At 45.7% G+C, this 25696-nt stretch carries 40 protein-coding genes and 1 pseudogene; 2 read left to right on the top strand and 39 right to left on the bottom strand.

Features of this window, described 5'->3' with window-relative positions:
* Window positions 1-219: 219 nt before the first annotated feature.
* Both H2C83_RS13230 and H2C83_RS13225 read right to left on the bottom strand, forming a co-directional pair.
* A complete protein-coding gene (locus H2C83_RS13230; RefSeq protein WP_220184168.1) occupies window positions 220-522 on the bottom strand; it encodes an OsmC family protein in 303 nt (100 codons plus the stop codon).
* A gap of 41 nt (window positions 523-563) precedes the next feature.
* Complete coding sequence (locus tag H2C83_RS13225) at window positions 564-1181, bottom strand: stage II sporulation protein M (protein WP_181741523.1); 618 nt, start codon at window positions 1179-1181, stop codon at window positions 564-566.
* Between the two features lie 90 nt (window positions 1182-1271).
* On the opposite strand from H2C83_RS13225, the gene pdaB reads away from it, so the two are divergent.
* Window positions 1272-2039, top strand: a complete 768-nt coding sequence (gene pdaB, locus H2C83_RS13220; protein WP_181741521.1) for a polysaccharide deacetylase family sporulation protein PdaB — start codon at window positions 1272-1274, stop codon at window positions 2037-2039.
* Window positions 2040-2103: 64 nt separating this feature from the next.
* On the opposite strand, the gene H2C83_RS13215 is transcribed toward pdaB, so the two are convergent.
* Complete coding sequence (locus H2C83_RS13215; protein WP_181741519.1) at window positions 2104-2742, bottom strand: KinB-signaling pathway activation protein; 639 nt, start codon at window positions 2740-2742, stop codon at window positions 2104-2106.
* Between the two features lie 134 nt (window positions 2743-2876).
* Between H2C83_RS13215 and gerD the strand changes: the two genes are divergently transcribed.
* Complete coding sequence (gene gerD / locus H2C83_RS13210) at window positions 2877-3503, top strand: spore germination lipoprotein GerD (protein ID WP_181741517.1); 627 nt, start codon at window positions 2877-2879, stop codon at window positions 3501-3503.
* 18 nt (window positions 3504-3521) lie between these two features.
* On the opposite strand, the gene salA is transcribed toward gerD, so the two are convergent.
* The 36 genes and pseudogenes from salA to rplP all read right to left on the bottom strand — a co-directional run bounded on the left by salA (window position 3522) and on the right by rplP (window position 25695).
* Window positions 3522-4604, bottom strand: coding sequence for an iron-sulfur carrier protein/transcriptional regulator SalA (gene salA, locus H2C83_RS13205; RefSeq protein WP_181741515.1), 1083 nt, complete (start codon window positions 4602-4604; stop codon window positions 3522-3524).
* A gap of 46 nt (window positions 4605-4650) precedes the next feature.
* Window positions 4651-5382 (bottom strand): N-acetylmuramoyl-L-alanine amidase CwlD, encoded by a 732-nt coding sequence (gene cwlD, locus H2C83_RS13200; protein ID WP_181741513.1) that lies wholly within the window; start codon window positions 5380-5382, stop codon window positions 4651-4653.
* 72 nt (window positions 5383-5454) lie between these two features.
* Window positions 5455-5991, bottom strand: a complete 537-nt coding sequence (locus H2C83_RS13195; RefSeq protein WP_181741511.1) for a hypothetical protein — start codon at window positions 5989-5991, stop codon at window positions 5455-5457.
* 630 nt (window positions 5992-6621) lie between these two features.
* A complete protein-coding gene (locus H2C83_RS13190; protein WP_181741508.1) occupies window positions 6622-7527 on the bottom strand; it encodes a DMT family transporter in 906 nt (301 codons plus the stop codon).
* A gap of 222 nt (window positions 7528-7749) precedes the next feature.
* A pseudogene (locus tag H2C83_RS17825) lies at window positions 7750-8510 on the bottom strand (MFS transporter).
* An 881-nt stretch (window positions 8511-9391) separates the two neighbouring features.
* The gene (locus H2C83_RS18595) at window positions 9392-9547 is read right to left on the bottom strand and encodes a hypothetical protein (protein WP_220184167.1); all 156 of its coding nucleotides are present in this window, start codon (window positions 9545-9547) and stop codon (window positions 9392-9394) included.
* Window positions 9548-9573: 26 nt separating this feature from the next.
* Window positions 9574-9789: a Mu transposase domain-containing protein gene (locus H2C83_RS13175; protein WP_181741502.1), complete on the bottom strand. Its 216-nt coding sequence runs from the start codon at window positions 9787-9789 to the stop codon at window positions 9574-9576.
* 639 nt (window positions 9790-10428) lie between these two features.
* Window positions 10429-10821 (bottom strand): 30S ribosomal protein S9, encoded by a 393-nt coding sequence (rpsI, locus tag H2C83_RS13170; protein WP_181741500.1) that lies wholly within the window; start codon window positions 10819-10821, stop codon window positions 10429-10431.
* Between the two features lie 18 nt (window positions 10822-10839).
* Complete coding sequence (gene rplM, locus H2C83_RS13165) at window positions 10840-11277, bottom strand: 50S ribosomal protein L13 (protein WP_181741498.1); 438 nt, start codon at window positions 11275-11277, stop codon at window positions 10840-10842.
* A gap of 151 nt (window positions 11278-11428) precedes the next feature.
* Window positions 11429-12196: a tRNA pseudouridine(38-40) synthase TruA gene (gene truA, locus H2C83_RS13160; protein WP_181741496.1), complete on the bottom strand. Its 768-nt coding sequence runs from the start codon at window positions 12194-12196 to the stop codon at window positions 11429-11431.
* A gap of 15 nt (window positions 12197-12211) precedes the next feature.
* Window positions 12212-13006: an energy-coupling factor transporter transmembrane component T family protein gene (locus H2C83_RS13155; protein ID WP_181741494.1), complete on the bottom strand. Its 795-nt coding sequence runs from the start codon at window positions 13004-13006 to the stop codon at window positions 12212-12214.
* The gene (locus tag H2C83_RS13150; RefSeq protein ID WP_181741492.1) at window positions 13003-13869 is read right to left on the bottom strand and encodes an energy-coupling factor transporter ATPase; all 867 of its coding nucleotides are present in this window, start codon (window positions 13867-13869) and stop codon (window positions 13003-13005) included. Before H2C83_RS13150 ends, H2C83_RS13155 begins: the two co-directional genes overlap by 4 nt.
* Entirely contained in the window at window positions 13845-14690 is an 846-nt protein-coding gene (locus tag H2C83_RS13145; protein ID WP_181741489.1) for an energy-coupling factor transporter ATPase, read from the bottom strand. The genes H2C83_RS13150 and H2C83_RS13145 overlap by 25 nt, the downstream gene beginning before the upstream one ends.
* Window positions 14691-14772: 82 nt before the next feature.
* Window positions 14773-15165 (bottom strand): 50S ribosomal protein L17, encoded by a 393-nt coding sequence (gene rplQ / locus H2C83_RS13140; protein WP_181741487.1) that lies wholly within the window; start codon window positions 15163-15165, stop codon window positions 14773-14775.
* Between the two features lie 23 nt (window positions 15166-15188).
* Window positions 15189-16133: a DNA-directed RNA polymerase subunit alpha gene (locus H2C83_RS13135; protein WP_181741539.1), complete on the bottom strand. Its 945-nt coding sequence runs from the start codon at window positions 16131-16133 to the stop codon at window positions 15189-15191.
* Between the two features lie 163 nt (window positions 16134-16296).
* Window positions 16297-16695: a 30S ribosomal protein S11 gene (gene rpsK / locus H2C83_RS13130; RefSeq protein ID WP_181741485.1), complete on the bottom strand. Its 399-nt coding sequence runs from the start codon at window positions 16693-16695 to the stop codon at window positions 16297-16299.
* Between the two features lie 21 nt (window positions 16696-16716).
* On the bottom strand, window positions 16717-17085 hold the full coding sequence (rpsM, locus tag H2C83_RS13125; RefSeq protein ID WP_181741483.1) for a 30S ribosomal protein S13: 369 nt from the start codon (window positions 17083-17085) through the stop codon (window positions 16717-16719).
* 18 nt (window positions 17086-17103) lie between these two features.
* On the bottom strand, window positions 17104-17217 hold the full coding sequence (gene rpmJ / locus H2C83_RS13120) for a 50S ribosomal protein L36 (RefSeq protein ID WP_022738894.1): 114 nt from the start codon (window positions 17215-17217) through the stop codon (window positions 17104-17106).
* Window positions 17218-17258: 41 nt separating this feature from the next.
* Window positions 17259-17477 (bottom strand): translation initiation factor IF-1, encoded by a 219-nt coding sequence (gene infA / locus H2C83_RS13115; protein ID WP_037997807.1) that lies wholly within the window; start codon window positions 17475-17477, stop codon window positions 17259-17261.
* A 4-nt stretch (window positions 17478-17481) separates the two neighbouring features.
* Window positions 17482-17787, bottom strand: coding sequence for a KOW domain-containing RNA-binding protein (locus H2C83_RS13110; protein WP_220184166.1), 306 nt, complete (start codon window positions 17785-17787; stop codon window positions 17482-17484).
* A gap of 15 nt (window positions 17788-17802) precedes the next feature.
* Window positions 17803-18549 (bottom strand): type I methionyl aminopeptidase, encoded by a 747-nt coding sequence (gene map / locus H2C83_RS13105; RefSeq protein WP_181741481.1) that lies wholly within the window; start codon window positions 18547-18549, stop codon window positions 17803-17805.
* Window positions 18546-19199 (bottom strand): adenylate kinase, encoded by a 654-nt coding sequence (locus tag H2C83_RS13100; protein WP_181741479.1) that lies wholly within the window; start codon window positions 19197-19199, stop codon window positions 18546-18548. The genes map and H2C83_RS13100 overlap by 4 nt, the downstream gene beginning before the upstream one ends.
* A gap of 116 nt (window positions 19200-19315) precedes the next feature.
* On the bottom strand, window positions 19316-20614 hold the full coding sequence (gene secY / locus H2C83_RS13095; protein ID WP_181741477.1) for a preprotein translocase subunit SecY: 1299 nt from the start codon (window positions 20612-20614) through the stop codon (window positions 19316-19318).
* Complete coding sequence (rplO, locus tag H2C83_RS13090) at window positions 20614-21054, bottom strand: 50S ribosomal protein L15 (RefSeq protein ID WP_181741475.1); 441 nt, start codon at window positions 21052-21054, stop codon at window positions 20614-20616. Before rplO ends, secY begins: the two co-directional genes overlap by 1 nt.
* A 33-nt stretch (window positions 21055-21087) precedes the next feature.
* A complete protein-coding gene (gene rpmD, locus H2C83_RS13085) occupies window positions 21088-21282 on the bottom strand; it encodes a 50S ribosomal protein L30 (RefSeq protein WP_181741473.1) in 195 nt (64 codons plus the stop codon).
* Between the two features lie 7 nt (window positions 21283-21289).
* Window positions 21290-21808 (bottom strand): 30S ribosomal protein S5, encoded by a 519-nt coding sequence (gene rpsE, locus H2C83_RS13080; protein ID WP_181741471.1) that lies wholly within the window; start codon window positions 21806-21808, stop codon window positions 21290-21292.
* Window positions 21805-22173, bottom strand: a complete 369-nt coding sequence (gene rplR / locus H2C83_RS13075; protein WP_181741469.1) for a 50S ribosomal protein L18 — start codon at window positions 22171-22173, stop codon at window positions 21805-21807. Before rplR ends, rpsE begins: the two co-directional genes overlap by 4 nt.
* Before the next feature lie 34 nt (window positions 22174-22207).
* Window positions 22208-22744 carry a 50S ribosomal protein L6 gene (gene rplF / locus H2C83_RS13070; RefSeq protein WP_181741467.1) on the bottom strand — a complete coding sequence of 179 codons (537 nt, stop codon included), beginning with the start codon at window positions 22742-22744 and terminating at the stop codon, window positions 22208-22210.
* Between the two features lie 26 nt (window positions 22745-22770).
* The gene (gene rpsH, locus H2C83_RS13065; RefSeq protein WP_181741465.1) at window positions 22771-23169 is read right to left on the bottom strand and encodes a 30S ribosomal protein S8; all 399 of its coding nucleotides are present in this window, start codon (window positions 23167-23169) and stop codon (window positions 22771-22773) included.
* A gap of 24 nt (window positions 23170-23193) precedes the next feature.
* Window positions 23194-23379, bottom strand: coding sequence for a type Z 30S ribosomal protein S14 (locus tag H2C83_RS13060; protein ID WP_181741535.1), 186 nt, complete (start codon window positions 23377-23379; stop codon window positions 23194-23196).
* Between the two features lie 34 nt (window positions 23380-23413).
* Window positions 23414-23956 (bottom strand): 50S ribosomal protein L5, encoded by a 543-nt coding sequence (gene rplE, locus H2C83_RS13055; RefSeq protein WP_181741463.1) that lies wholly within the window; start codon window positions 23954-23956, stop codon window positions 23414-23416.
* A 26-nt stretch (window positions 23957-23982) separates the two neighbouring features.
* Complete coding sequence (rplX, locus tag H2C83_RS13050; RefSeq protein ID WP_181741461.1) at window positions 23983-24336, bottom strand: 50S ribosomal protein L24; 354 nt, start codon at window positions 24334-24336, stop codon at window positions 23983-23985.
* A gap of 54 nt (window positions 24337-24390) precedes the next feature.
* A complete protein-coding gene (gene rplN / locus H2C83_RS13045) occupies window positions 24391-24759 on the bottom strand; it encodes a 50S ribosomal protein L14 (protein ID WP_181741459.1) in 369 nt (122 codons plus the stop codon).
* 38 nt (window positions 24760-24797) lie between these two features.
* On the bottom strand, window positions 24798-25064 hold the full coding sequence (gene rpsQ, locus H2C83_RS13040; RefSeq protein ID WP_181741457.1) for a 30S ribosomal protein S17: 267 nt from the start codon (window positions 25062-25064) through the stop codon (window positions 24798-24800).
* Window positions 25061-25273 carry a 50S ribosomal protein L29 gene (rpmC, locus tag H2C83_RS13035; RefSeq protein WP_181741455.1) on the bottom strand — a complete coding sequence of 71 codons (213 nt, stop codon included), beginning with the start codon at window positions 25271-25273 and terminating at the stop codon, window positions 25061-25063. The genes rpsQ and rpmC overlap by 4 nt, the downstream gene beginning before the upstream one ends.
* Window positions 25270-25695, bottom strand: coding sequence for a 50S ribosomal protein L16 (gene rplP, locus H2C83_RS13030; RefSeq protein WP_181741453.1), 426 nt, complete (start codon window positions 25693-25695; stop codon window positions 25270-25272). The genes rpmC and rplP overlap by 4 nt, the downstream gene beginning before the upstream one ends.
* Window position 25696: the final 1 nt, after the last annotated feature.

Below are 25696 nucleotides of genomic sequence, written 5' to 3'. Positions count from 1 at the left end.
AACACTTTGTTTTGTTTGTTGCCGCTTTCTCGCGGCGACATTTGATATCTTATCACCCTATAATCAAGATGTCAATACTTTTTTATAATAAAATCGAAAAATGTGTGGAAACAATAAATCCCCACACACTACGATTACAATTCCATTTCAAACCTTTTGCCATTAATTTCGAAACTGCTTGTAATCCAGCTATTTGACGAATTGGAAACCGAACGATATTTATCCAGTGACAACTACACAGCCCGGCGAACCTTCTTCACGAAGAGATCCCTTTAACACGTCATACTTGTGGATTTCCGTAAACCGGCGGGGATATTCCTCTGCCCGCTGCCCCCTAATTGCTATTGAAAATCCTTCAACATCCAGGCACATTTTCGGCAAAATCTCTACAATATCAATGGCAGAAGTTGCAGCTGCTGACAAAACCGTTTCTGCTGGCAGCGGCCCTTGTTTTCCCCGCCGACTTCCGTTGCCGCATCCATTGAAATCGTATGCCCAGAAGGTGTATTTTCGGAAATACATGTTGCTTTCCCTTGTCACAATTATTTCTATCTAAATTGCTCCTAGGAAACACCATACAAAATCAAGGCTGATTCTATGAGTGCCGCGCAAAATAACAGAATCACAATGACCACAAGATTGGGCCCCAGGTGCTGGCGAATAGCTTTCCATTCCGCAACGCTTGCTTCCAAACGCGCCGGCACAAAAAACGAAAGGAGACGCCGGAATAGCGCTGTTCCCAAATGGACTCCAATCCCCGCCGCCATCACCACTGCCGGCAGTTCCATGATTCCATGTGGCAAAATCGAATGAACAAAGATTACCCAGGGGTTTTCCCCTGACAACTTGGCGGTCATAAGCAATGCTGTTCCCAACATCATTCCATTGACCAGTATCGTAAAAAACGGATAGATCCCGAAAAACAAGGCTCCAAAAAAAATGATTACTACTGATGCCAAGAGGTTGTGAAAGAAGATCGTCGTAAACGCATTGAAAAACGACGGGTCACTGTTAATCGACTGGACCACTTTTTCAATTTCACCAAACACTCCGGCCTGCTTCAGCCACTCAATTAATGAATCTCCGTTAAAATAACCGGCGATGGCACTGGTCAAAAATACGATGGTCACCATGCCGAAGTATTTTCTCTCTTCTTTTATCGCCAACCACCATTTTTCCATACTTCCACTCCTTTTTCGGACAAACAATCATATCCCTCATCCGATCGCATAAATTTAAGGTAAATGTTGATTCTCGGGGAGGGAACATCCATGAATTTTTTCCTCGTGCTTTCGGGAAAACGCCTAAAGCGCAGTCTTCTCATTCTTTTTGTGCTATTGTTTGCCGCTGGGGTCTTTTATGCTGAAAATAAAAACATTCAGGTATTTGTTCCCATTGATCCTGGCCCGTCCGCAATTTACAGTGTGGATACCGGTAAAAAACAGGTGGCTCTGACTTTTGATATCAGCTGGGGAGAAGAACGGACCAGCCCCATCCTGAATGTACTGGAACAAAAAGGATTGAAAAAAGCAACTTTCTTTCTTTCATCCCCATGGGCAGAAAGCCATCCTGACCTTGTCAAGCGCATTACCAATATGGGCTATGAAATCGGCAGTCATGGACACCGGCATGATAATTACAGCCAATACAGTGAAGAGCAAATACGGACACAAATCCTGAAGGCTGACGAGATCCTGCAAAAGGTAACCGGAAAAAAGCCAAAACTGATTCGCTTTCCCAATGGTGATTTTGATAAACGTGTCCTGCGGATTGCAGACAGGCTTGGCTACAAGACCATTCAATGGGACACCGACTCAAGAGACTGGATGAATCCCGGAAAAGAAGAAATCGTAAACCGCGTTTTGTCCAAGGCACACCCTGGGGATATCATCCTCATGCATGCCAGTGATTCCTGCCGCCAGACCCATGAAGCACTGCCGGAAATTATTGATGGCTTACGCGCCAAAGGTTATGAATTTGTCACTGTATCGGAATTAATTGCCGGTTCTGAAGTCGACACCAATTCAGTTGAAAAATAATTCACCTACATAAGCATAGCATATGTAATCCATTTATATAAGAAAAAGTCGATTCCGTTCGTGGTCAACGAACAGAATCGACTTGTCTTTTTTTATTCTTTTGAGTTTTCCCTTTATTCCTGGCAGACGTAACTTGAATCCAGCGATGCAACTGGAGAATCTGCCACGCATTGCAAACAAGCAAAACCAGGACCGAATGCATAATGATGAGAAACGGAATTTCGCCTTCTTTCGGATTCAGCGAGGGAATTGCTTCAATAGCTGTGGCCGCAATCATGTAAAAAAGAGTAGGAATGTATGCACCGGAATTTGTCTGTTTCTTCTTCAGACTGGCTACAATCATCGCCGACAGGACCATCACTGCAGGAATTACGAGATGAAGCCAAAAAGATTCACCACTATACTTCACATGGTTCAGGTATATTAAATTCCCCAGCAGGACAAGAATCAGCAAAAACATCACACTGTCATAAACGGTTTTGTTTCTTAACAGTCCCTTGGCCAACCAGTTGAAAACCAAAAATGCGAAAAAACCCAGTTCTGCCACAGCACCCAGGGTCAAGCCAAGCAAAAGCTCACCGGTGATGGTGCCAACCATTTCCTGACCGGCAAACTGTTCAAAAGAAACACCGATCGTAACTGCGGCCAGGCATCCGATTACCAGTGTCGTAACAAACCAGTAAATCAGCTTTTTTAGAGTCATGGCTGTCTCTCCTGTTTGGTTTTATGTACTGATTGTATCAGAATTCGCACTTATTTGACACCAATTCAGGCATAATCCTCACCAAAAACTCGCATATTAAAGAGGAGCAAGCTGGTGAAACGGAGGAACCAAATATGCAATGTTTAAAATGGATACTGACAATCATTGTACCACTGTTTGTAATCGTATCATGCAGCTCTAATCAATCCCAGCCAGCCGAACCCGATTATCAGAAAATCAAGGAAATCACGCTGGATATCATGCATACGGGAGAAGGAAAAAAAGTCCTCGAAGAATTGATGCAGGAACCGGAATTTAAACAAAAAGTAATGATGAAATCACAGGAATTGGAAAAAGCACTCTCCCGAACGTTTACTGATCCCAAAACGAAAAAGGAATGGGAAGGCATCCTTAAAAAACCGGAAGTTGCCTCAAATCTGGCTCAGGCAACTGAGGAACAAACCAAGCAATTATTGAAAACATTGATGAAAGATCCCGAATACCAAAAAATGCTGATCGAGATCTTTAAAGACCCGCAAATGTCAGAACAATTGCTGCAAGTACTCAAGAGTCAAAAATACCGGGAGGAAACAAGAAAAATCATGGAAGAATTGATGCAAGTCCCAAGCATACAGAAAAAATTGGGACAAGTTTTAAAACAGGCCGGCCAACAGGAGCAGGGCGGAGAAGAAGAGCAAGGGGGAGAAAGCCAGGGCGGGGGAAGCCAGGGTAGCGAAAGTCAGGGTGGAGGCGGTTCTTAAACCGCCTCCTTCTTTCGCTCAGTTTTTTGCCGTTTTTTCCAGAACTTTTTGTGCCAGTTCCCCGTATTTTTTCCCAATCGGATGATCCGGAGCATAAACCGATGGTGCAAAATCGGGATCGTCCGTTTTTTTATATTCGGGAACTCCCAAAGGAATTTGTACCAGCAAATCAGCCTTTAATTCCTTGGCCAATTTTTCGCCGCCCCCGTAACCGAAGACATATTCCCGTTCACCATATTTATTTTCATACCAGGACATGTTTTCAACCACACCGAGCACTTCATGTCTGGTTGCATGGGCCATGGCTCCGGCACGGGCCGCTACAAATGCCGCTGTTGCATGGGGAGTAGTTACAATAATTTCTTTACTGCAAGGAATCATTTGATGAATGTCCAAAGCTACATCACCTGTGCCAGGAGGCAGATCCAGCAGCATGTAGTCAAGTTCGCCCCAGTGAACTTCACTGAAAAAGTTGTTTAGCATTTTTCCCAGCATGGGGCCGCGCCACACCACCGGCGTATTGTCTTCCACAAAAAAGCCCATTGACATCACTTTGACCCCAAACCGTTCCACCGGCAATATGGTTTCTCCGATTACAACGGGACGGTTTTCGATTCCCATCATATCCGGAACACTGAAACCATAAATATCCGCATCGATGATCCCGACTTTTTTGCCGGCCCGGGCCAGGTTAACAGCAAGGTTTACGGTAACGGTGGATTTGCCGACACCTCCCTTACCGCTTGCCACGGCAATAAATTGCGTTTCCGATGAAGAGTCAAGCAGTGGCGGAACTTTTGCTTTCTGGCTTGCCCCCTGCCTCTGGCGCAATTTGGCTGACAAAGCAGCTCTTTCTTCATCTGTCATGGATTTTATCTGAATATCCACTTTTTCAGCACCTAACTGATACAAGGCCCGTTCCACATCTTCCTGGATTTTCACTTTTAATGGGCAACCCTGGATCGTTAAAACAACATCCAATGAAACCTTTTTTCCATCGATCCGGATATTTCGAATCATATTCAATTCAACGAGGCTCCGATTGATCTCTGGATCTTTTACTTCCTTTAACGCATCTAATACTTTTTCCCTGGTTAACATCCCTAAGCACCTCGATCGTAAGCGAATTCTTTTCCATTATAGCACATCATTCATCAACCATAGGAGGAGCTTCCTTTCCGGTATAATACTGAATAATTCCCAGGAAAATCGATGCTGCAATTTTTTTCTGATACCTTGTATCGGCCAGAAGTTCTGCTTCACCGGGATGGGATAAGAATCCAACCTCAACCAGTGCTGTCGGTACCGGTGATGTCCTGAGAATATAAACATCCCCTTTTTGTTTGGCAAACCGTTTTGTATTTTCCAGGTTACGTACCAGTTCCGACTGGATAAATGCAGCAAGACGCTTATTTTCTTCTTTTGCCGGAAAATAAAATGTTTGTGCCCCAGACCACAAAGGGGAAGGAATCGCATTCAAATGAATGCTGATCAGTGCATCTGCCTTTTTTTCCTTAACAAAATGGATCCTCCGCATCAAATCCTCTGCTTTTCTTGAGCGAAGCCTTTCCTTCCCGGGGGAAGCCAAATCCTGATCCTTTTCCCTTGTCAGATAAACCAACGCTCCTGCCTCTTGCAAATAATCACGCAGATAAAAGACGATCTGCAAGGCAATATCTTTTTCCTGTATCCCGGACTGACTGACTGCCCCACCATCAGGTCCTCCATGACCCGGGTCCAGAACGATTACTTTGCCACTCAGAGGCATGCCCCAGGTTTGTACAATATGGTCGGGAGGAAATAAAAATAAGACCAGGCCCATCATTATAATAAGTCCGATACTGATCCACGCCCAACGGCTTTTTATCCATTTTCCCATCCATCTCGCCTCACTTACTTCAGCCTCTTATCTTCATGTATATGGATGAGAATTCAGGATATGTACAAACCTTCAATTATACTCGGCCCAGCCTTTTTGAAACCAGGTGCGGCTCAGTTCCTGCAGCAGGATGATAACCGATTCCACATTCCATTCATCCAGCCAGCGAAATACAGAAAATTCCTGGACCAATTGATCGATTAACTGCTGGCAAATCTTTTCCCGGTTTCGAATCATAATGTCAAGAGGAGCCGCTTTGGACAAAATCAATTGAAAATAAGGACAAGAAGTAGACTCAATACGGATCCCGGCTGTTGAACCCTTATTCTTCCTGCCGGCCTGCCCGGCTGGTTTGAAGATAACCGGATACCTTGTTTTCCCTGCCTTCTTGCGTTCAATCATCCCCGCTACATACGCCTCATATACAATACGATATACCAGCTCAAGCAACATGATTTTTCTTGTTGCTGACCAGTAGTTTGTAAACGGGTCGATAAAATCCTGTTTGATTTTTTCCAGTTGGGACCATGGGAAAAGATACAAAGCTTTAATGCGGATCTGTTCGTTTCTTCTTATTTGCCAATCATCCCAATATAAGATTTGCGCCACCGGATTTTGCTCCTTTGTCCGATCTACTTACCAGTCAGTGTTGACAAAGAAACTTCAGAAGAAACCCGATGAGCACTGCTGTCATCCCCTTCCTGGCGAGGATATTGGAATTTCCCCACAGGTTCTTCATACGTTATCGGTAAGATAAGGGGCGCGAAACATATAAAAATTATTGTTGTCATATTCAGCCTGACAATCGTATCAGGTAGTTTTCGCAGACTCAAATGCAAATGATAATGGAATCTTAAAATTCGGACAAATAAAACAGCATATTGAAGAAATACACACTGATTTATCAACGAAAGAAAAAAACAGTTGGTTGATTGCCTGCCACGGAAAAATGGAATGATGCAAAAAAGCGACAATGAATACCATCGTATGATGATGGTATTTCAGAACAGATAAAATGTATGTTCCTGGCAAATAGCATCAGGTATTGGTAGTGGTTGTTTTTCTTGAACATGGACAGGAATCGTTGCCTGCTCCCGATGAATCAGTTGGTTTATCAAAAAATAAAGAAGGGAAAGTTATTATTAAGCTATTAAAAACGTAGTTAACCAAAATTTCACCTATACTTCCCCTTTATAGAAACTGTCACAACAAATGCGTGACAGTTTCTTTGTTTTCTCGTCATGATTCAATGGGATAATGGTTTGTACTGTTTTGCAATTGCTTCATTTTCTTTCTTTGGATTAAAAACAAAAATACGCCAAGCAAAACAAAGAACCCGCCGGCCATCTGCAAACCGGTAACCTGTTCACCTAACAGGATGACAGACAAGATGGTCGCTCCTACCGGTTCTCCCAAAATGCTCATTGAAATCGTTGTGGTGTTTACATAATTTAATAACAGATTAAATATGACGTGGGCAATGGTAGGGAAGATGGCCAATAACAGAAAAATGGCCCATTCCCGCGGGTCATATCCGACAATTGAAACCCCTGCGGCAAGGTTGTATACATTTAGTGTGAGACCGGCAAAAAAGAACACACAAAAACTGTAGATCCAATGGGATATTTTCTTCACCTTGTTTTGACCGATTAACAAATAACAGACAACGGCAATCACGCTAAAAAAAGACAATATGTCACCAATAAAAGCCGATAGGTTGCCTGGCCCGAAATCTCCCCACCCAATCATTATGGCCCCTGTAATCGAAATACCAATAGTCATTAAGACAGAAATACTCGTTCTTTCCTTGTAAAAGAAGTAGCCTCCCACCAGGGCAATGATGGGCTGAAAGGAAAGAATGATGGTTGAACTGGCTACAGTGGTCAGTTTTAAAGAACCAAACCACAACGCAAAATGCAGGGCCAAAAATATGCCCGCCAGAGACAGATAAAGCCATTCTTCTTTGCACAGCTCCCTGAATTTCCCTTTTTTCGCCCAGACAACCGGCAATAACAAAACACTGGCGAAATACATCCGATACATGCTGGATACTGTAGCTGGCGCATCAGACCATTTCACGAAGATTGCCGCAAAGGAGACGGCAATGATCGAAATAGCCAGCAGGATCCCAACCGGCGGTTTCATGTTCCCCTCCTGAAATAAAACATATTTTTTCCTTGTTTATCAATACTTTCCCTTTAATATCATTCTTTCTTCTTCTCCAAAGGCAAAGAGAGCGGGAACTCTTTTGCATCTATTGCCTTACCCATTTCCTGAAACAAACCAATGCACCTGTGTCGCATACTGCGATCACAATAGCCATCAGCACTGCGGTATAACCTCCGCCGATTCCAACTAACGGAGCTATCATAGCCCCAGAATAAACGGCACCAGTCCCAACAATACTGAAGCACTTCCCGCATGTTGCCCCTGGCTTTGCAGCGCCAAAGAGTTGCATAGCATGCTGATCACTCCCATACAGGCAAAGATCAAAAAGAAAGCGAGTAAAATAAAAGCGAGATCAGCTTTAAACAGAATCGAACACAACAAAATGACACTTGCCAATAATAACACATGCAGGAAAATTTTGATTTCACCAAGTTTTTTTGCCAATCTTTCCGCAAACAGCGGTGCGATAATAACACCGGTTGCATTGACGGCAAAGGAATAACTGTATTCCTGGGCAGATAATCCGTAAAGATCCTGAAGCACAAAGGGAGAAGCGGACATATATGCAAAAAATCCCCCAAAGATTAGCCCGGAAGTCAGGGTATATCCCATAAAGATTTGTCTTTGAACAGATTCCCGAAATTTGAGACTGTATTCTTCAGTCCGCTTTCTGTACGCTTGTCTGCTTGGAATGATTCCTTTATGCCAAACATCACACTTGTACATATGATAACGCCAAGAATCCCCAAAATAAAGAAGATCCCTCTCCAATCTGTTATTTTCAACAGTTGCCCGCCTGCAACTGGCGCCATGATCGTAATGATCCCATTAATCAGTGTTAATATGGCCATGAATTTCGTTACCTCAAAACCTGAATAAAGGTCCCGGACAATAGCACGAGACAGGACGACACCAGCACCGGAAAAACCCTGAATAAAACGCAGAATGACCAGGGCCAAGATCGATGGGCTATATGCACACAAAATGGTGGAAGCGCCAAAAACAAGAAGTGAAACAGAATTACTATCGGGTTACGTCATACACATGTTTCCCATTATTCGAAGCAAGAGTCGGCATAAAAAAGGTTCAAGAGTGGTCAGGTCTCTTGGTCAGGTCTCTCTCAAATGACAATGAACATCTATCCACACGTAACAGACACCTTGGTCGTGGTTCAACAAACATCAAGATTAGGTATTTTTCCTGTTCTTCCTGTACCCCAAAAGGAAACCGATCAACAACGAAATTGGAACAATTAGATACCCGTATTGGTTTACCCTGAACAGTTGGTCTCTGGCCTGCATGTACCATACTATCCAAAATGGGTAAGAGGGATAATCATACGGAATCCAATGGAACGTCCACCAGGTAAGCAAAACAAAACTTACAATAAATCCAATTATAAAACGATTGAACGAGATCATTTCTTACCCCCTTGGCACGAGTATAAAAAACGATAAGGCGGTAACCCATCATGCTCGTTAGCAGGACAAAAAGGATGCTTCAGCATCCGTATATCAGCTATCGATCCCCGTTCGCTGAACAATGCCTTGAAACCATTTGATTAAGAAACTTTTTTCAGGACAGAATCATTATGTCTAGTCAGGAGGATTAAGTTGGGTTGGAGTTTCTTTACTTTATATTTTAACAATCTTGATGGTTAAACAAGGTATTGTCTTACAATCACTTGGAACAGATATAGAAAGTCAGGTACAGGACTTACCTTTCCAGGAATGGAGATTAATGAATATATTCCCGAAGCAAACATTCTACAGGCTTTTCCCATACCTCTCTCTATAGTTCGACTGTTTGTTTACCTGTCGAATAAGTCGTTCTACTCTGTCTACCTGTTCGATATGGAATCACCAAGAAGGAGCTCACCCCAGTCCACAAAGCACTCATAGGAGCAGAATGCTTCCGCATTCATACCCCTAACTACTTGGAAGAACAAGTTGGCTGCCAAGCTGTCCAGGGGAAAATAGCACACCTCATCGATCATGAGAATCCGAGGCCGTACACAAACCCTTAGCCGCTTGTCCAACCGTTATCTTCACAGCTTCCCCAATGAGGTTCAGGCTTATGAAGTAGACGGACAATAAGTTTCGGAACGATCCAGATTTCCACATGGCCGTTCTGCTCACATACCGTCGCCTCACGACCACTGTAGTGCCAGGGGACCCCGTATCGTACTCCGTTATAACTGACAAATCCGTCTTGACTTACACGGTGTTTTTTGTGCAAATACGGGTTCCGGCGTTAGAGGTCAGGAAGTTTTCCTTCACAAACCGGATGCTTCGTTCCACCTTGCCTCGGTTTGCGGACGCCGAACGCTTTATACCCGCGGGATCGCCGCGAAATCGGTAAATAGTCATGCACTGCGAATTTCGGTCGTCCCCATGCCCAAGACCACTGTTTACATTGCTCCGTCAGGATAATATCAGGAATCCAGCCAAAATACGCAACCACATGAACCAGGCAGGGAGAAAACTATGGATGTCACAGCGCTTGGACCACATAGATCGCCCGGGATTAGCCGAGAACCATGACAAACACTGGCACCTTGTGGATTAGATCCTTCCGGGTTTATGTATTCACACAGATCCTCCGCTTGTTCCGGTTTGGATTTCATACCGTTGAACCGCAGGAAGCTGTTTGGGAGGACGTTATAATTGAGAGAGTCCTAACCGCTCCTGAACCTTATTTGTACCGTCTCCTGTTTCGAATAAAGGGAAACATGATAGCAATTCTGTGAATTTGTGTTTTTTAATCAATGTAGCAAGCTTTTTTTGGATATGCTAAACGTAATATTCACAAGCTTTTTTAATCATAAGAAAGACTCCAAGGCTTTTTGCCCGGGAGTCTTTGAAATACATATATATGTTAACGTTTTGAGAATTGCGGTGCACGGCGTGCGCCTTTGAGTCCATATTTTTTACGTTCTTTCATCCGTGGGTCACGTGTCAGGAAGCCGGCTTTTTTCAAAGCTGGACGAAGCTCCGGATCAATTTTCAGCAGTGCGCGGGAAATCCCGTGGCGAATGGCTCCTGCTTGCCCTGTAAAGCCGCCTCCGGCTACATTGACGAGAACATCATAACGATCCAACGTATTCGTCAATACCAAAGGTTGACGTACAATGGCTTTAAGAGTTTCCAGCCCAAAATATTCATCTATGCTGCGACCGTTGATTACAATCCGTCCATCTCCGGCAACGAGGCGAACCCGAGCGACCGATTCCTTACGGCGACCGGTTCCATAAAATTGAACTTGTGCCAAATCGGTTACCTCCTTTTATTATCCGCGCAGTTCCCACTCAACTGGCTGTTGTGCCTGATGAGGATGCTCGGAACCCGCATATACTTTTAATTTTTTCAACTGTTGACGACCAAGTCTCCCCTTTGGAAGCATGCCTTTCACTGCGAACTGGATCAACCGTTCCGGATGCTTGTCACGCATTTCATGTGCCGGGGTCGCCTTCAATCCGCCCGGATATTGGGAATGGCGATAATACATTTTCTTGGCCCATTTTTTGCCGGTCAATTCGACTTGATTTGCATTGATTACAATCACGAAGTCGCCTGTATCCACATGTGGGGTAAACTCAGGCTTATGTTTTCCGCGAAGCAATATCGCTATTTCCGATGCCAGACGGCCCAGTCTTTTGCCTTTGGCATCAACCACATACCATTTCCGTTCCACTTCATTGGGCTTTGCCATATATGTGGTACGCATCGTAATCCCTCCTCTATCAAAAAACGGAGATCCGTTCCTGTCTTCGGTTAGAAGCATTTTTCAAGTGACAAATTTTTGCGCCGAACATTACTCCACCGGGGCATGGAGTGGAAAATACCAAGCGTTATCATATCGCAAATAGCATACAATGTCAAGATTCCCGGGCATAATTATCTGTCCAGGGATGATATCCGACCTGAACCAGAACAAGCCCTTCCGGCGGAAAGGTAGGCCCAGCCTTTTGCCGGTCTTTTGCTTGGATAATGAAAGGAATCTCTTCCGGTTTCACCCGTTTTTTCCCTACTTCCACCAAAGTTCCCGCAATTATTCGCACCATGTTGTAAAGAAATCCGTTTCCGGTCACTTCAATGACCAGGCCTCCCGCTTCCTGACAGACCTGGCAGCGGAAGATGGTGCGCACCCGGTCAATCACTTCAGTTTTGGCGGAACAGAACGAGGTAAAATCATGCGTGCCGGTCAGATGGTTTGCTGCTTCCTGCATAGCTCCGATATCAAGCGATACCGGTACATGTGTGCGGTAGCGGCGTTCAAAAATTCCCGGGAGCGGCTGCAGATCCAGTTGATACCTGTAAGTCTTCCACATGGCACTTTTTTGGGCATGAAAATCGTGGGGAACTTCTTCGGCTGCATAGACCAGCAAATCACGAGGCAAGGTTCTCCGTAAAATATAGGGGTATTTTTCCACGGGAATCAAACCAGACGTTGTAAAATGACAAACCTGACCCAAGGCATGCACACCGGCATCTGTCCGGCCAGAACCATAGATCTGAACAGATTCGCCAGTGATTCTCCCCAACACTTCTTCCAGCGTCCCCTGAACCGTCCGGCGCCCCGGCTGCTTCTGAAAACCGGAAAAATCCGTTCCGTCATAGGCAACGGTCAGTTTGATCTTTTTCAATCTGACTTGCACCTCCTAGTGGCGGAAAATCAACAGAACCATTCCCAGCAGGATCAGGATCAGTAACAGCCAAAGATCCCTGCGGGTGTAATGAAGCTGACGCCACTTGGTCCTTCCTTCCGAACCGCGATAGCACCTGGCTTCCATCGCCAATGCCAGGTCTTCAGCCCGGCGGAAAGCAGAGATGAACAAAGGAATAAGAATCGGAAGATGTTTTTTCAACCGTTTTAGAATATGCCCCTCTTCAAAATCGATCCCGCGTGCCATCTGGGCTTTGCGAATCTTTTCCGTTTCTTCCCACAAGGTAGGAATAAACCTGAGTGCAATCGACATCATCAAGGCCAGTTCATGTGCAGGAACCCCGATTTTTCTTAACGGGGACAAAAGGCTCTCCATTCCGTCTGTCAGATCAACAGGAGATGTCGTAAATGTCAGCAATGAAGCAATCGCCACCAGCAACAGAAGCCGAATTGAAATGATGCCTGCTTGCCGGATTCCTTCCTCGTAAATGGTTATGCCGGGAAAAGCCAGAATCATTTCTCCGCCTTTGGTCATCCACAAGTGCAGCAATGAGGATAAAAGGATGATAAAAATAATTGGTTTGAGTGCTGTAAAAAACAGGCGGTATGGAACTTTGGCAATATGGATGGCAACGAGGACAAAAGCAAGAAAAATCGCGCAAGCCAAAAGACGATCGGCGAAAAAAACCATGAACATGAAGATGAAGGCAAATCCCAGTTTGGCCCGGGGATCCAATTGATGGACAAAAGAATCTCCTGGCAAATACATCCCGACGATAAACCCGTTCATGTTGGCGCCTCCCTTTGGACAAACCTTTTTGCAAGGCTCTGTTCCAGTTCTTCCAGAGTAAATATGGAGTAAGGAAGCGGGACATCCAATTGTTCGTTTATTTTTGCAACCAGTTGGGAAACCTGCGGCAGCTCCAATGATAACTCCTGCCAGATCTGATATTGTTCAAATACTTCAGCTGGTGTACCGGAGAGAGCCAGTTTCCCGCCACTGAGCACGAAAACCTGATCCGCATATTTGGCAACATCATTCATATCATGCGTTACCAGGATGACAGTCAAGCCCTGCTTTTCGTGCAGATCTTTTAACAAACGGAACAACTCCTGTTTTCCTTGCCGATCCAATCCCGCTGTTGGCTCATCCATGATCAGAACATCCGGTTTCAGGGCCAAGATACCGGCAATCGCCACCCGCCTCATCTGCCCGCCACTCAAGTGGAAAGGCGAGCGGTCAGACAATTCTCCCGGCAAACCAACCAGATCCATCATCCGATGAACCTCACGGTCGAGTTTCGGCTCGGTGATTCCTCTGTTTTTCAATCCAAAAGCAATATCCTTGGCAATCGTTTCTTCAAACAATTGATGTTCCGGATATTGAAAAACGATTCCCACGTGTTTTCTCAGCGCAGCACCAGATTTGCTACCGGCATGGAAGATTTTATCACCAACCTGGACCTGTCCCGATGCGGGGCGGATTAAGCCGGCCATACACTGGATGAGTGTAGACTTGCCCGATCCGGTTGCTCCGGCAATCGCCGCAAAACATCCGCTCTCAATTCTCAGGTCAATATGCGACAAGGCCTGTTTCTCATAAGGGGTATCCGGCATGTAGACAACACTTAGGTCCTTGACAACAATCTCCATATTTCACTTACCAGTTCCTCTTTGTTGATAATCTTGTCTGGCAGGGGCCAGCCTTTTTGCCGAAGTCGGTCCCACAGTTCAATTTCAAGCGGAACATCCAATTCCCACTCTTTCAGGCGCATAGCCTCCTGATACAACCGGCCTGTCGCTTCATCCAGCTTGCATTCTCCCTGGTGCATCACGATCATGCGATCAGCCATGAATGCTTCTTCTGCAGAGTGGGTGATATGGATGATCGTCTTTCCTCTGCGATTCAGGGACTGCATTATTTCTAATATAGTTTTCCGTCCAACCGGATCCAGCATGGAAGTCGATTCGTCAAATATGATCACATCCGGTTCCAGAACAATCACTCCGGCAATCGCCAAGCGCTGCTTTTGACCGCCTGAAAGGGTATGGGGTTCATGATGTTCAAATCCTTCGAGTCCCACCGCTTTTACGGCATTTTTTATTTTTTCTTCCATTTGCAAAGGGGGAACCCCGATATTTTCCAAACCAAAAGCAATATCATCCTCAACCGATGTCGCAACGATTTGATTTTCAGGATTTTGAAAAACCATTCCTACTGTGCGGCGTATTTGCCATATGTCCTGTTCTGATGAGGTTTCCATGCCCGATATCATGACCCGGCCTTTTGTGGGAAGCAAAAGACCGTTTGCCAGCCGGGCCAGTGTCGATTTGCCGGAACCATTGTTCCCGACGATGCTCACGTATTCACCTGGATCAATGTTTAACCGAATATCTTTCAATACCCAGGGAGGATCCGGTTCATCAACCTGATAACGAAACCAAACATGTTCAAACTGAATGATCGGTTCCATCCATCTTATCTCCTTAAAAGAAAAAAGGGTAAACGTCAGGACCAGTTTTGGATCCTGCCCTCACCCTTTGGAACGAATAAGATCACTCCTCGACAAGTTCAAGAAAGACCATTGGTGCGCCGTCACCCCGGCGAGGCCCTAACTTGAGAATGCGGGTGTAACCGCCATTACGCTCTTGATAACGAGGAGCAATTTCATCAAACAGTTTTTTCACGGCATCCACTTTTTGATGGGTTACTTCGTCCCCCTCTTTTACCGTGTTGGAACGGGTTTTGCGAACAAACGCAGCTGCCTGACGACGCGCATGCAAATCTCCGCGTTTCCCGAGCGTAATCATTTTTTCCACGATGGAACGCACTTCTTTTGCTTTGGCTTCAGTGGTTTCAATCCGTTCATTGATAATCAGGTCCGTCACCAAATCGCGGAGCAACGCTTTACGCGCACCACTGTTTCTGCCCAATTTTGCATATGCCATTCTACTTCCCTCCCCCTACCGTCTTAATCGTCTTTGCGCAAAGAAAGTCCAAGTTCATGCAACTTTTCCTGAACTTCTTCAAGCGATTTGCGCCCAAGGTTGCGCACTTTCATCATGTCTTCTTCCGTTTTTTGCGTCAGCTCCTGAACCGTGTTGATGCCAGCCCGCTTTAGACAGTTATATGAACGTACGGAGAGGTCGAGCTCTTCAATTGTCATTTCCATAACTTTTTCTTTTTTATCTTCTTCTTTTTCGACCATGATCTCAGCGTCTTTTGCCTGTTCGGTCAAGCCGACAAACAACATAAGATGTTCATTCAGGATTTTAGCGCCAAGACTGACTGCTTCATCCGGCTTCAAGCTGCCATCCGACCAAACTTCCAAAGTTAATTTATCGTAGTTGGTAACTTGTCCAACCCGAGTGTTTTCCACTTGGTAGTTTACGCGTTCAATTGGTGTGTAGATCGAATCAATTGGAATCACACCAATCATCTGATCTTCACGTTTGTTTTTTTCAGCAGATACATATCCGCGGCCACGGTTTGCTCTCATTCGAATGTGAAGATGGGCGTTATCACTCAGGGTAGCGATGTGAAGATCCGGGTTTAACACTTCTACATCACTGTCAGCCCGAATATCACGTGCTTTTACTTCTCCCGATCCTTCATAGTCAATCTCCAGGATTTTTTCTTCATCCGAATGAATTTTTAAAGCCAACTGTTTCAAATTGAGAATAATTTCTGTGGTATCCTCCACAACTCCCGGAATCGTGGAGAACTCATGCAATACCCCGTCAATCTGTATGGCGTTAACGGCGGCTCCTGGCAATGATGAGAGCAATACACGGCGCAGAGAGTTGCCCAGGGTAGTGCCGTATCCGCGTTCTAAGGGTTCCACCACAAACTTTCCATAACGATGATCTTCACTGATCTCAACAGCTTCGATCTTCGGTTTTTCAATTTCAATCATACGGCTCACAAACCCTCCTTCAGAACGTCGCGTTCCGGGCGAAATCCAACCTACTTGTAGCCAATATGCATGGATTAGGGAACCAGGACACAAACAAATTAGTCTTATCCAGTATACACCATTTCATGCAAAAATAAACCACGGATCAGATTAGAAGCAAAGATTAAACACGGCGACGTTTCGGTGGACGACATCCATTATGAGGGATAGGTGTTACGTCTTTGATCAAGCTTACTTCCAAACCTGCCGCTTGCAGAGAACGAATTGCCGCCTCACGACCTGCTCCCGGTCCTTTTACCAGTACATCTACTGATTTCATGCCATTTTCCATCGCAACTTTTGCTGCCTGTTCCGCAGCCATTTGCGCTGCAAATGGTGTGCTTTTGCGGGACCCTTTAAATCCCATTGTCCCGGAGCTTGCCCATGCAACTGCGTTCCCACGCGGATCAGTAATCGTTACAATCGTGTTGTTAAAAGTGGAACGAATATGGGCTGTTCCCGATTCAATATTCTTTTTCGCACGGCGTTTAACACGTTGAGTTGTTGTTTTACGTTTTGCCACAATTTTCCCTCCTTGCTATCCTTATTTTTTCTTGTTCGCTATCGTCTGGCGTGGACCTTTGCGTGTCCGGGCGTTCGTTTTTGAACTTTGGCCACGCACAGGCAAGCCACGGCGATGGCGGATTCCACGGTAACTGCCGATCTCAATCAACCGTTTGATATTTAAAGCCACTTCCCGGCGAAGATCTCCTTCGATCACCAGGTTCTTATCAATATAGCCACGCAATTTGGTCACTTCATCTTCAGTCAGGTCGCGAACACGGGTATCCGGATTGACTCCTGTTTCACGCAGGATTTTGTTGGATAGTGAACGACCGATCCCATAAATGTATGTGAGAGCAATTTCTACGCGCTTTTCACGTGGCAAATCGATTCCGGCAATACGCGCCATTTCATACACCTCCCGTCATTAACCCTGTTTTTGCTTGTGCTTTGGATTTTCACAGATTACCATGACAGCCCCTTTGCGACGAATCACTTTGCATTTTTCGCAAATAGGCTTTACTGAAGGTCTCACTTTCATTTCAGCATCCTCCTATTCCTTCTAGGGCCAGCTCGCAGACGTTACTTGTAACGATAAGTGATCCGTCCACGGGATAAATCATAAGGTGAAAGTTGCACAGTTACTTTGTCCCCTGGCAAGATCCGGATGAAATGCATGCGAATCTTTCCGGAGACATGTGCCAGAACTTCATGACCATTTTCCAACTCTACACGAAACATCGCATTTGGTAAAGGTTCTTTTACAATTCCTTCTACCTCGATCACATCTTCTTTGGCCATCGATTCACTCTCCTTTATGCTCCATATTGAGCAGGTACTGGTTCAGGGCGTATCGTAACTTCGCATTGTTCACACGACCGTCTTTCTCCAAAAGATCTGCTACTTCATGATTAATCGTGTTGGTTACTTGAATATGCCTGATATTCTTCTTCTTGGGGCAGTCCATTTTCCTGCAGTCACCATCTGCGAGAAGAACAAAATGCGGAGGTTTCAGGCCAACAACAATTGCGAAGTTTCCCGCATCACGTCCACGCAAAATGCGTACGATTTGCCCGGGACGGGGGCGACTGTCAACATCTGTCACGTTCATCACCCTTCACCTGGATTACTCCGTGGTCAGAATCTCATGGCCTTCATCCGTGATCGCAATCGAATGCTCAAAGTGTGCACAAAGGGAACCATCCGTTGTTACAACTGTCCAGTTGTCAGGTAATGTCCGTACAAACCGCTTCCCGTAATTAACCATCGGTTCAATGGCGAGGGTCATTCCTGGTTTCAGGCGGGGACCTTTTCCAGGAAGTCCGTAATTGGGTATGCTCGGCGCCTCATGCAAGTTTTGACCCACTCCATGTCCGACATATTCACGGACGATGGAGAACCCGGCATCCTCCGCCACTGTTTGTATGGCATGAGAAATATCACCCAATCTGGCACCCGGCTTGGCCTGTTCCAAGCCTTTATAGAGGGATTCTTCGGTCACTTTCAGAAGTCTTTCCGCTTCGGGAATGATCTTTCCAACCGGATAAGTCCATGCAGAATCACCATGATATCCCTCATAACAAGCTCCGATATCCAGGGAAATGATATCTCCTTCTTTTAATTGCCTTTTACCGGGAATACCGTGTACCAATTCTTCATTGACTGATGTACAGATACTCCCCGGAAATCCATTATATCCCTTAAATGAAGGAGTGGCACCATATCCACGAATGACTTTCTCAGCCAGCCGATCCAGTTCCTTGGTGGTTATTCCCGGCTGAATGGCCTTTTTCAATTCCTGGTGAGTCAAATATACGATTCTTCCCGCTTGTTTCATTCGCTCAAGCTCTTTAGCCGATTTTAATATAATCATTCTTTTGACCCTCTAATCAATGCCAGGATCTCATCGGTCACAGCTCCAATCGGCTGTTTCCCATCCACGCGATGAAGTTTGCCAGTTGATTCATAATAACAAAGCAGGTGCTTTGTCTGTTCCAGGTTTACTTTCAAACGCTCTTGGACCGTTTCACTTCGATCATCATCCCGTTGGTACAGCTCGCCCCCACAGCGGTCACAAACCCCATTCTCTTTCGGCGGAGCAAAAACAACATGATATGTCGCACCACAACTGCGACAGATGCGTCTACCCGTCAGACGTTTCAGGAGTTCCTCCTCATCCACATCAATATAGATCACATAATTAACAGGACGATTCAATTCTGCTGTCAGGTTATCCAGTGCTTCTGCCTGAGGAACGGTTCTGGGAAAACCATCCAACAAAAATCCGTTTGCACAATCATCTTTGCCCAAACGGTCACGCACAATACCGATCGTTACGTGGTCAGGAACCAGTTTACCCTGATCCATGTAAGATTTTGCTTCCAAGCCGAGCGGCGTTTCTTCCTTTACAGCCTGGCGAAACATATCACCTGTCGAGATATGCGGAATATTCAATTCGTCAACAATATGTGCCGCTTGCGTCCCTTTTCCAGCTCCGGGTAAGCCCATGAGTACAATATTCAATCTTATCCCTCCCGGTTCAACTGTCTACGGGTGGTCCGCAAATACAGTTTCATTAACCAAAGTTCGGATCAAATCCATTCCGTCTCCCCGGACATCCATCCGGGGAATGGACGACTTTATTTATGCATAAAACCTTTATAGTGTCGTTTTATCAACTGACTTTCGATCGTTTTCATTGTCTCAAGCGCAACCCCAACCACGATGAGGAGTGAAGTTCCCCCAATTTGTACGGAGTCTGGCAGACCCGCAAAACTGATGAAGAAGATCGGCAGAATCGAAACGGCAGCCAGGAAAAGCGAACCGGTCAACGTTAAACGGTTCATCAGTTTCGTCAAATAGGTCGAGGTATTCTTGCCGGGACGAATTCCTGGAATAAAGCCACCATTTTTCTTCATTTGGTCAGCTAACTGAATCGGGTTAATCTGAACAAAAGTATAGAAATAAGTGAATCCGATGATCAATACAACATACAGCACCATACCCAGGCCAACCTTGGTATAGTCGAAATTGGCCTGAATCCAGTTTGCAACCGGATGACCTTGCCAAAAACTGGCGATGGTAACCGGGAACATCAACAGAGCAAGCGCAAAAATGACGGGAATAACCCCGGCTGCATTTACTTTCAATGGAATATGTGTTGACTGACCACCATACATTTTACGGCCAACGACTCGTTTCGTGTATTGCACAGGAATTCTGCGAACGCCCTGTTGAATATAAATGACTCCAACAACCACAAGAACCACAGCCAACAAAATACCTACGGCTTTCAGAATGCCAAGGAACAGTTCGTTTCCTTCAACAAACAACGTGGTGTAAATGGCACCGGCATGCCCTGGAATCGCAGCAACAATCCCGGCGAAAATCAAAATGGAAATCCCGTTGCCGATTCCTTTATCCGTAATTTGTTCCCCCATCCACATCAGGAACGCGGTACCCGCAGTAAGTGTCAGGGAAATCAAAGCGTAAGACCATATGCTTTGGTCCTCCACAAACCCGGTAACATAGCGGTTAAAACCTACTGCCAAACCGATCGACTGGATCAATCCCAGTCCAATGGTAAAGTAGCGGGTGAATTGTGCCAGCTTGCGGCGTCCAACTTCACCTTCCTTCGCCCAACGCGCAAAAGCCGGAACGACATCCATCGTCAGCAGCTGCACAATGATCGAAGCGGTGATATAAGGCATGATTCCCATTGCGAAAATGGAGAAGTTCGTAAAAGCGCCTCCTGAAAACGCGTTGATGAGGCCAAAAACTCCCTGAGCTTGTTCCATCAACCTTTGGAGAACTTCCGCGTTAGTGTTCGGAACCGGAATGAAGCTTCCGATCCGAAATATCACTAACATCATTAAAGTATACAAAATGCGACGACGAAGATCTTCCACCTTAAAGATATTTCCCAAGTTCCGAATCATTAGATTACCTCCGTCGATCCACCAGCGGCGTTAATTTTCTCGATCGCAGAAGCAGAGAATTTATGAGCTTTTACAGTCAGTTTTTTCTCGAGTTCACCATTGCCCAAAACTTTCAGTCCGCCTTTGAGGTTCTTTAAGACGCCTTTTTCCACCAGGAATTCCGGTGTTACCACCGTGCCTTCTTCAAAGCGATTCAAGGTATCCATATTGATAATCGCATATTCGACACGATTCGGATTGGTAAAACCACGTTTTGGCAAACGGCGGTAAATCGGGTTTTGGCCTCCTTCAAAACCGGGCCGGACTCCACCGCCAGAACGTGCATTTTGTCCTTTATGACCACGTCCCGAAGTTTTTCCCTGACCCGCTGAAATTCCGCGCCCAAGACGTTTTTTGGCCTTGCGGGCACCCGCAGCAGGTTTCAGTTCATGCAACTTCATCCCTCGCACCTCCTCTTCAGCATGTCATACAAATTATTCGCCAAGTTCCTGCACCTCAACCAGATGTTTTACTTTGTTCAGCATGCCACGAATGGCCGGATTGTCCTGATGCGTAACAGTTTGTTCACGTTTTGTCAAACCCAGTGTACGCAGGGTGACCCGTTGGACTTCCGGGCGGCCAATCATGCTCCGCTTGAGGGTTATCGCCAATTTTTTTGCCACGGTCATCCCCTCCTTATCCCAACAATTCCTCTACGCTTTTGCCGCGCAGTTTTGCTACTTCTTCCGGACGTTTCAAGTTTTTTAATCCGGTTAATGTGGCACGTACCATGTTGATCGGATTGTTTGAACCCGTAGATTTGGTAAGGATATCACCAACTCCAGCCGCATTCAGCACATCACGAACAGGACCACCGGCAATGACTCCGGTACCTTTCATGGCAGGTTTCAGAATAACCCGTCCGGCACCATATTCACCGATAATGTCATGCGGAATGGTATTTCCCATCAGCGGCACGTGAATCATGTTCTTTTTCGCATCTTCAATTCCCTTGCGAATCGCTTCCGGCACTTCAGATGCTTTTCCGATTCCGGCGCCAACTCTTCCTTTGCCGTCACCTACAACCACGAGGGCGCTGAAGCTAAAACGGCGTCCACCTTTTACAACTTTTGCCACACGGTTAATATTGACCACTTTTTCGATAAACTCGGATTGTGCAGCATCTCTTTTGCGTGGCTTATCCTGTTTGCTCAAAAGTCCAGACCTCCTTCCCTTGCTCCTTCTGCCAAAGCTTTCACACGACCATGATAAATATATCCACCGCGGTCAAACACAACAGATTGATATCCTTTATCTACGGCGCGTTTTGCGATCAGTTCGCCAACTGCGCGTGCCGCATCAACCGTTCCTCCATTTACGCCTTTGCCTTTTACTTCTTCATCCAGGGAAGAAGCGGCTGCCAGGGTATGTCCGGCCATATCATCAATCAGTTGAGCATAAATATTTTTGGAAGAACGGAAAACGTTCAAACGCGGACGTTCAGCCGTACCCATTATTTTGTTCCGAACACGCAAGTGACGTTTTTTCCGTTTTTTGTTACGATCTTCCTTACGAATCACGGTCTAGTTCACTCCCTTCTTGATCACGCTACGATTACTTCCCGGTTTTACCTTCTTTTCGTCTGATCACTTCATTGCTGTACTTGATTCCTTTGCCTTTATATGGCTCAGGCTCGCGGATCGAACGAATGTTGGCTGCCATTTCGCCAACCCGTTGCTTGTCGATCCCTTTTACAACAATCTGTGTCTGCGAAGGAACATCAATTTCAATGCCTTCCAACGGAGTTACCTCAACGGGATGAGAATAACCAACGTTGAGCAGCAGTTTGTTTCCTTTTTTCTGTGCCCGGTATCCGACACCAACCAACTCAAGTGTTTTTGTAAACCCGTTGCTGACACCTTCTACCATCCCAGCAATCAGGCTGCGTGTGGTTCCATGCAAAGCACGATGATTGCGGTTATCGCTGGGACGTTCAACGATGACCTGATTGTTTTCAACCTTGAGGTTGATATCGGAATGGAAGTTACGGGACAAGATACCTTTCGGGCCTTTTACCGTGAGCATGTTCCCTTCAATTTTTACTTCAACACCGTTTGGAATCACAACCGGCTTTTTACCGATACGAGACATTCCGTTCACCTCCATCCGTTAACCAATTACCAGATATATGCAATAACTTCTCCGCCCACTTTTTGCTGACGAGCTTCTTTGTCTGTCAGAATCCCTTTGTTTGTCGACAAGAGAGCGATACCCAATCCACGAAGTACACGTGGGATCTCATTGGCTTTTACATAAACGCGTAATCCAGGCTTGCTGATTCGTTTCAACCCGGTAATCACTTTTTTGTTGTTAGCACCGTATTTCAGGAAAACCCGAATAATCCCCTGTTTGTTGTCCTCGATATATTCCGCATCACGAATAAATCCTTCACGTTTCAAAATCTCGGCAATTTCCCGTTTTACACGAGATGCAGGAAACTCAACACTTTCATGACGTACCATGTTGGCATTCCGAATTCTGGTCAACATATCAGCAATCGGATCTGTCATCACCATAAGAACCCCTCCTTCCTATCCTCATTACCAGCTTGCTTTTTTAACGCCGGGAATCTGCCCTTTGTAGGCCAATTCACGGAAGCAAATACGACAGAGACGGAACTTGCGCATAACCGAATGGGGGCGCCCGCAACGTTCACAACGCGTGTATTCACGCACTTTAAACTTCGGATTGCGCTTCGACCTGACAATCATCGATTTCTTGGCCAAGTGATTCCCTCCTTTGACATTATTTTTCATTCATTTATTTGCGAAACGGCATTCCCATCAAGGCCAACAGTTCACGTGCTTCTTCATCATTGCTCGCTGTTGTGACAATCACTACATCCATACCACGAATTTTATCGACTTTGTCATAAGAAATTTCCGGGAAGATCAGCTGCTCTTTCAAGCCAAGTGTATAGTTTCCGCGACCATCAAAGGATTTCGGGGAAACACCACGAAAATCACGAACCCGAGGCAGAGCAACATTGATCAGTTTGTCAAGGAAATGGTACATCCGTTCACCACGAAGTGTTACCTTGGTTCCGATCGGCATTCCTTCGCGAACTTTAAATCCGGCAATTGATTTTTTCGCACGCGTAACCACCGGTTTCTGACCGGAAATCAGCGTGAGGTCTTCCACAGCACCATCCAAAGCCTTGGAGTTTTGTATTGCTTCACCTACGCCCATGTTGATAACGATTTTTTCCACTTTCGGTAATTGCATGATTGACTTGTATCCAAATTTTTTCATGAGGGCAGGAGATACCTCATTGATATAGTGCTCTTTCAAGCGTGCTGCCATCAGGGTTTACCTCCCTTCTTCAAACATTACTTGTCAAGAATTTCACCCGATTTTTTTGCATAACGCACTTTTTTCAACTCGCCATTTTTTCCTTCCACGAACTTGTAACCAACCCGTGTAGGCTGTTTGGTTTTCGGGTCTTCAATCATCACGTTCGATACATCGATTGGCGCTTCCTGTTCGATAATTCCGCCTTGCGGATTGGCCTGGGACGGGCGGGAGTGTTTTTTGACCATGTTGATACCTTCAACCAGTACACGGTTTTCTTTCGGCATCGCTTTGATTACACGGCCGCGAGTATAAACCTTTTTGCCATCAGCGAAATATGGTGCTTCCTTACCCCGCATGACAATAACCATATCCCCTTTTTTAATGTGCATTCCGGACACCTCCTTACCTACCGAAGTGTTCTGACTTCATCCTTGTAACACATTTTAGAGTACTTCCGGCGCCAAAGAGATGATTTTCATGAAGTCGCGATCACGCAGTTCGCGGGCAACTGGTCCAAAAATCCGTGTACCGCGCGGGCTTTTATCATCTTTAATTACAACCGCAGCGTTCTCGTCAAAGCGAATGTAGGAACCATCTGGACGACGGACCGAACGGACGGTTCGTACGACCACGCATTTCACGACATCCCCTTTCTTGACAACGCCACCTGGTGTAGCCTGTTTTACAGAAGCCACAATGATGTCTCCGATGCTGGCCGTTGATTTTTTTGAACCACCCAGTACACGAATGCACATGACTTCTTTCGCACCAGAGTTATCTGCTACACGTAGACGTGTTTGAGGTTGAATCACAATATTCCCTCCTTCCCGCGTCAATCATGCGCGTCTCATTAAATAATCACTGCTTCTTCGACAATTTCCAGCAACCGCCAGCGCTTGTCTTTCGAAAGCGGACGAGTTTCCATGATTTTTACGACATCACCAATTTTTGCGCGATTTTCTTCATCATGGGCTTTGAATTTTTTGGTGTATTTTACGCGTTTTCCGTACAGTGGATGTTTTTTATAGGTTTCAACAGCAACGACGATCGTCTTATCCATTTTATCGCTGACCACTTTGCCGACACGTACTTTACGGCGAGTTGTACGCTCGTTCATCCCTGTTTCCTCCTTTCAATCCCCAGTTCGCGTTCCCGCAAAACCGTTTTGCAACGGGCAATGTCTTTGCGTACCTGACGCAACCGGGCCGGGTTTTCCAATTGTCCAGTTACCGATTGGAAGCGGAGGTTAAACAGTTCTTCCTTGTACTGTGCGAGCTTTTGCTCGATTTCGGCGGTGGTCAACTCGATCAGCTCTTTTGCTTTCATTCGTTACCACCCGCTTCTTCACGTTTTACAAATTTCGTTTTGATTGGAAGTTTATGAGCCGCAAGGCGCAGTGCTTCACGTGCTACTTCTTCTGGAACCCCTGCTAATTCAAACAAAATTTTGCCAGGTTTAACAACCGCTACCCACTTTTCAGGAGAACCTTTACCGCTACCCATCCGTACCTCGAGAGGTTTTTGCGTAATCGGCTGGTCCGGAAAAATCCTGATCCAAACTTTTCCGCCACGTTTAATATAACGGGTCATGGCAATACGGGCAGCCTCAATTTGCCGGTTGGTAATCCAGGCCGGTTCTAAAGCCTGTATACCGTATTCGCCGAAAGCTACTTCCGTACCGCCTTTAGCCTGACCTTTCAGGCTGGGACGATGTGGACGGCGGAATTTCACGCGTTTTGGCATTAGCATA

This window comes from Thermoactinomyces mirandus (assembly GCF_013868055.1).
Lineage (GTDB): Bacteria > Bacillota > Bacilli > Thermoactinomycetales > Thermoactinomycetaceae > Thermoactinomyces > Thermoactinomyces mirandus.
The sequence above is the reverse complement of the archived record's forward strand: the minus strand, read 5'-3'. Positions and strand labels throughout refer to the sequence as shown.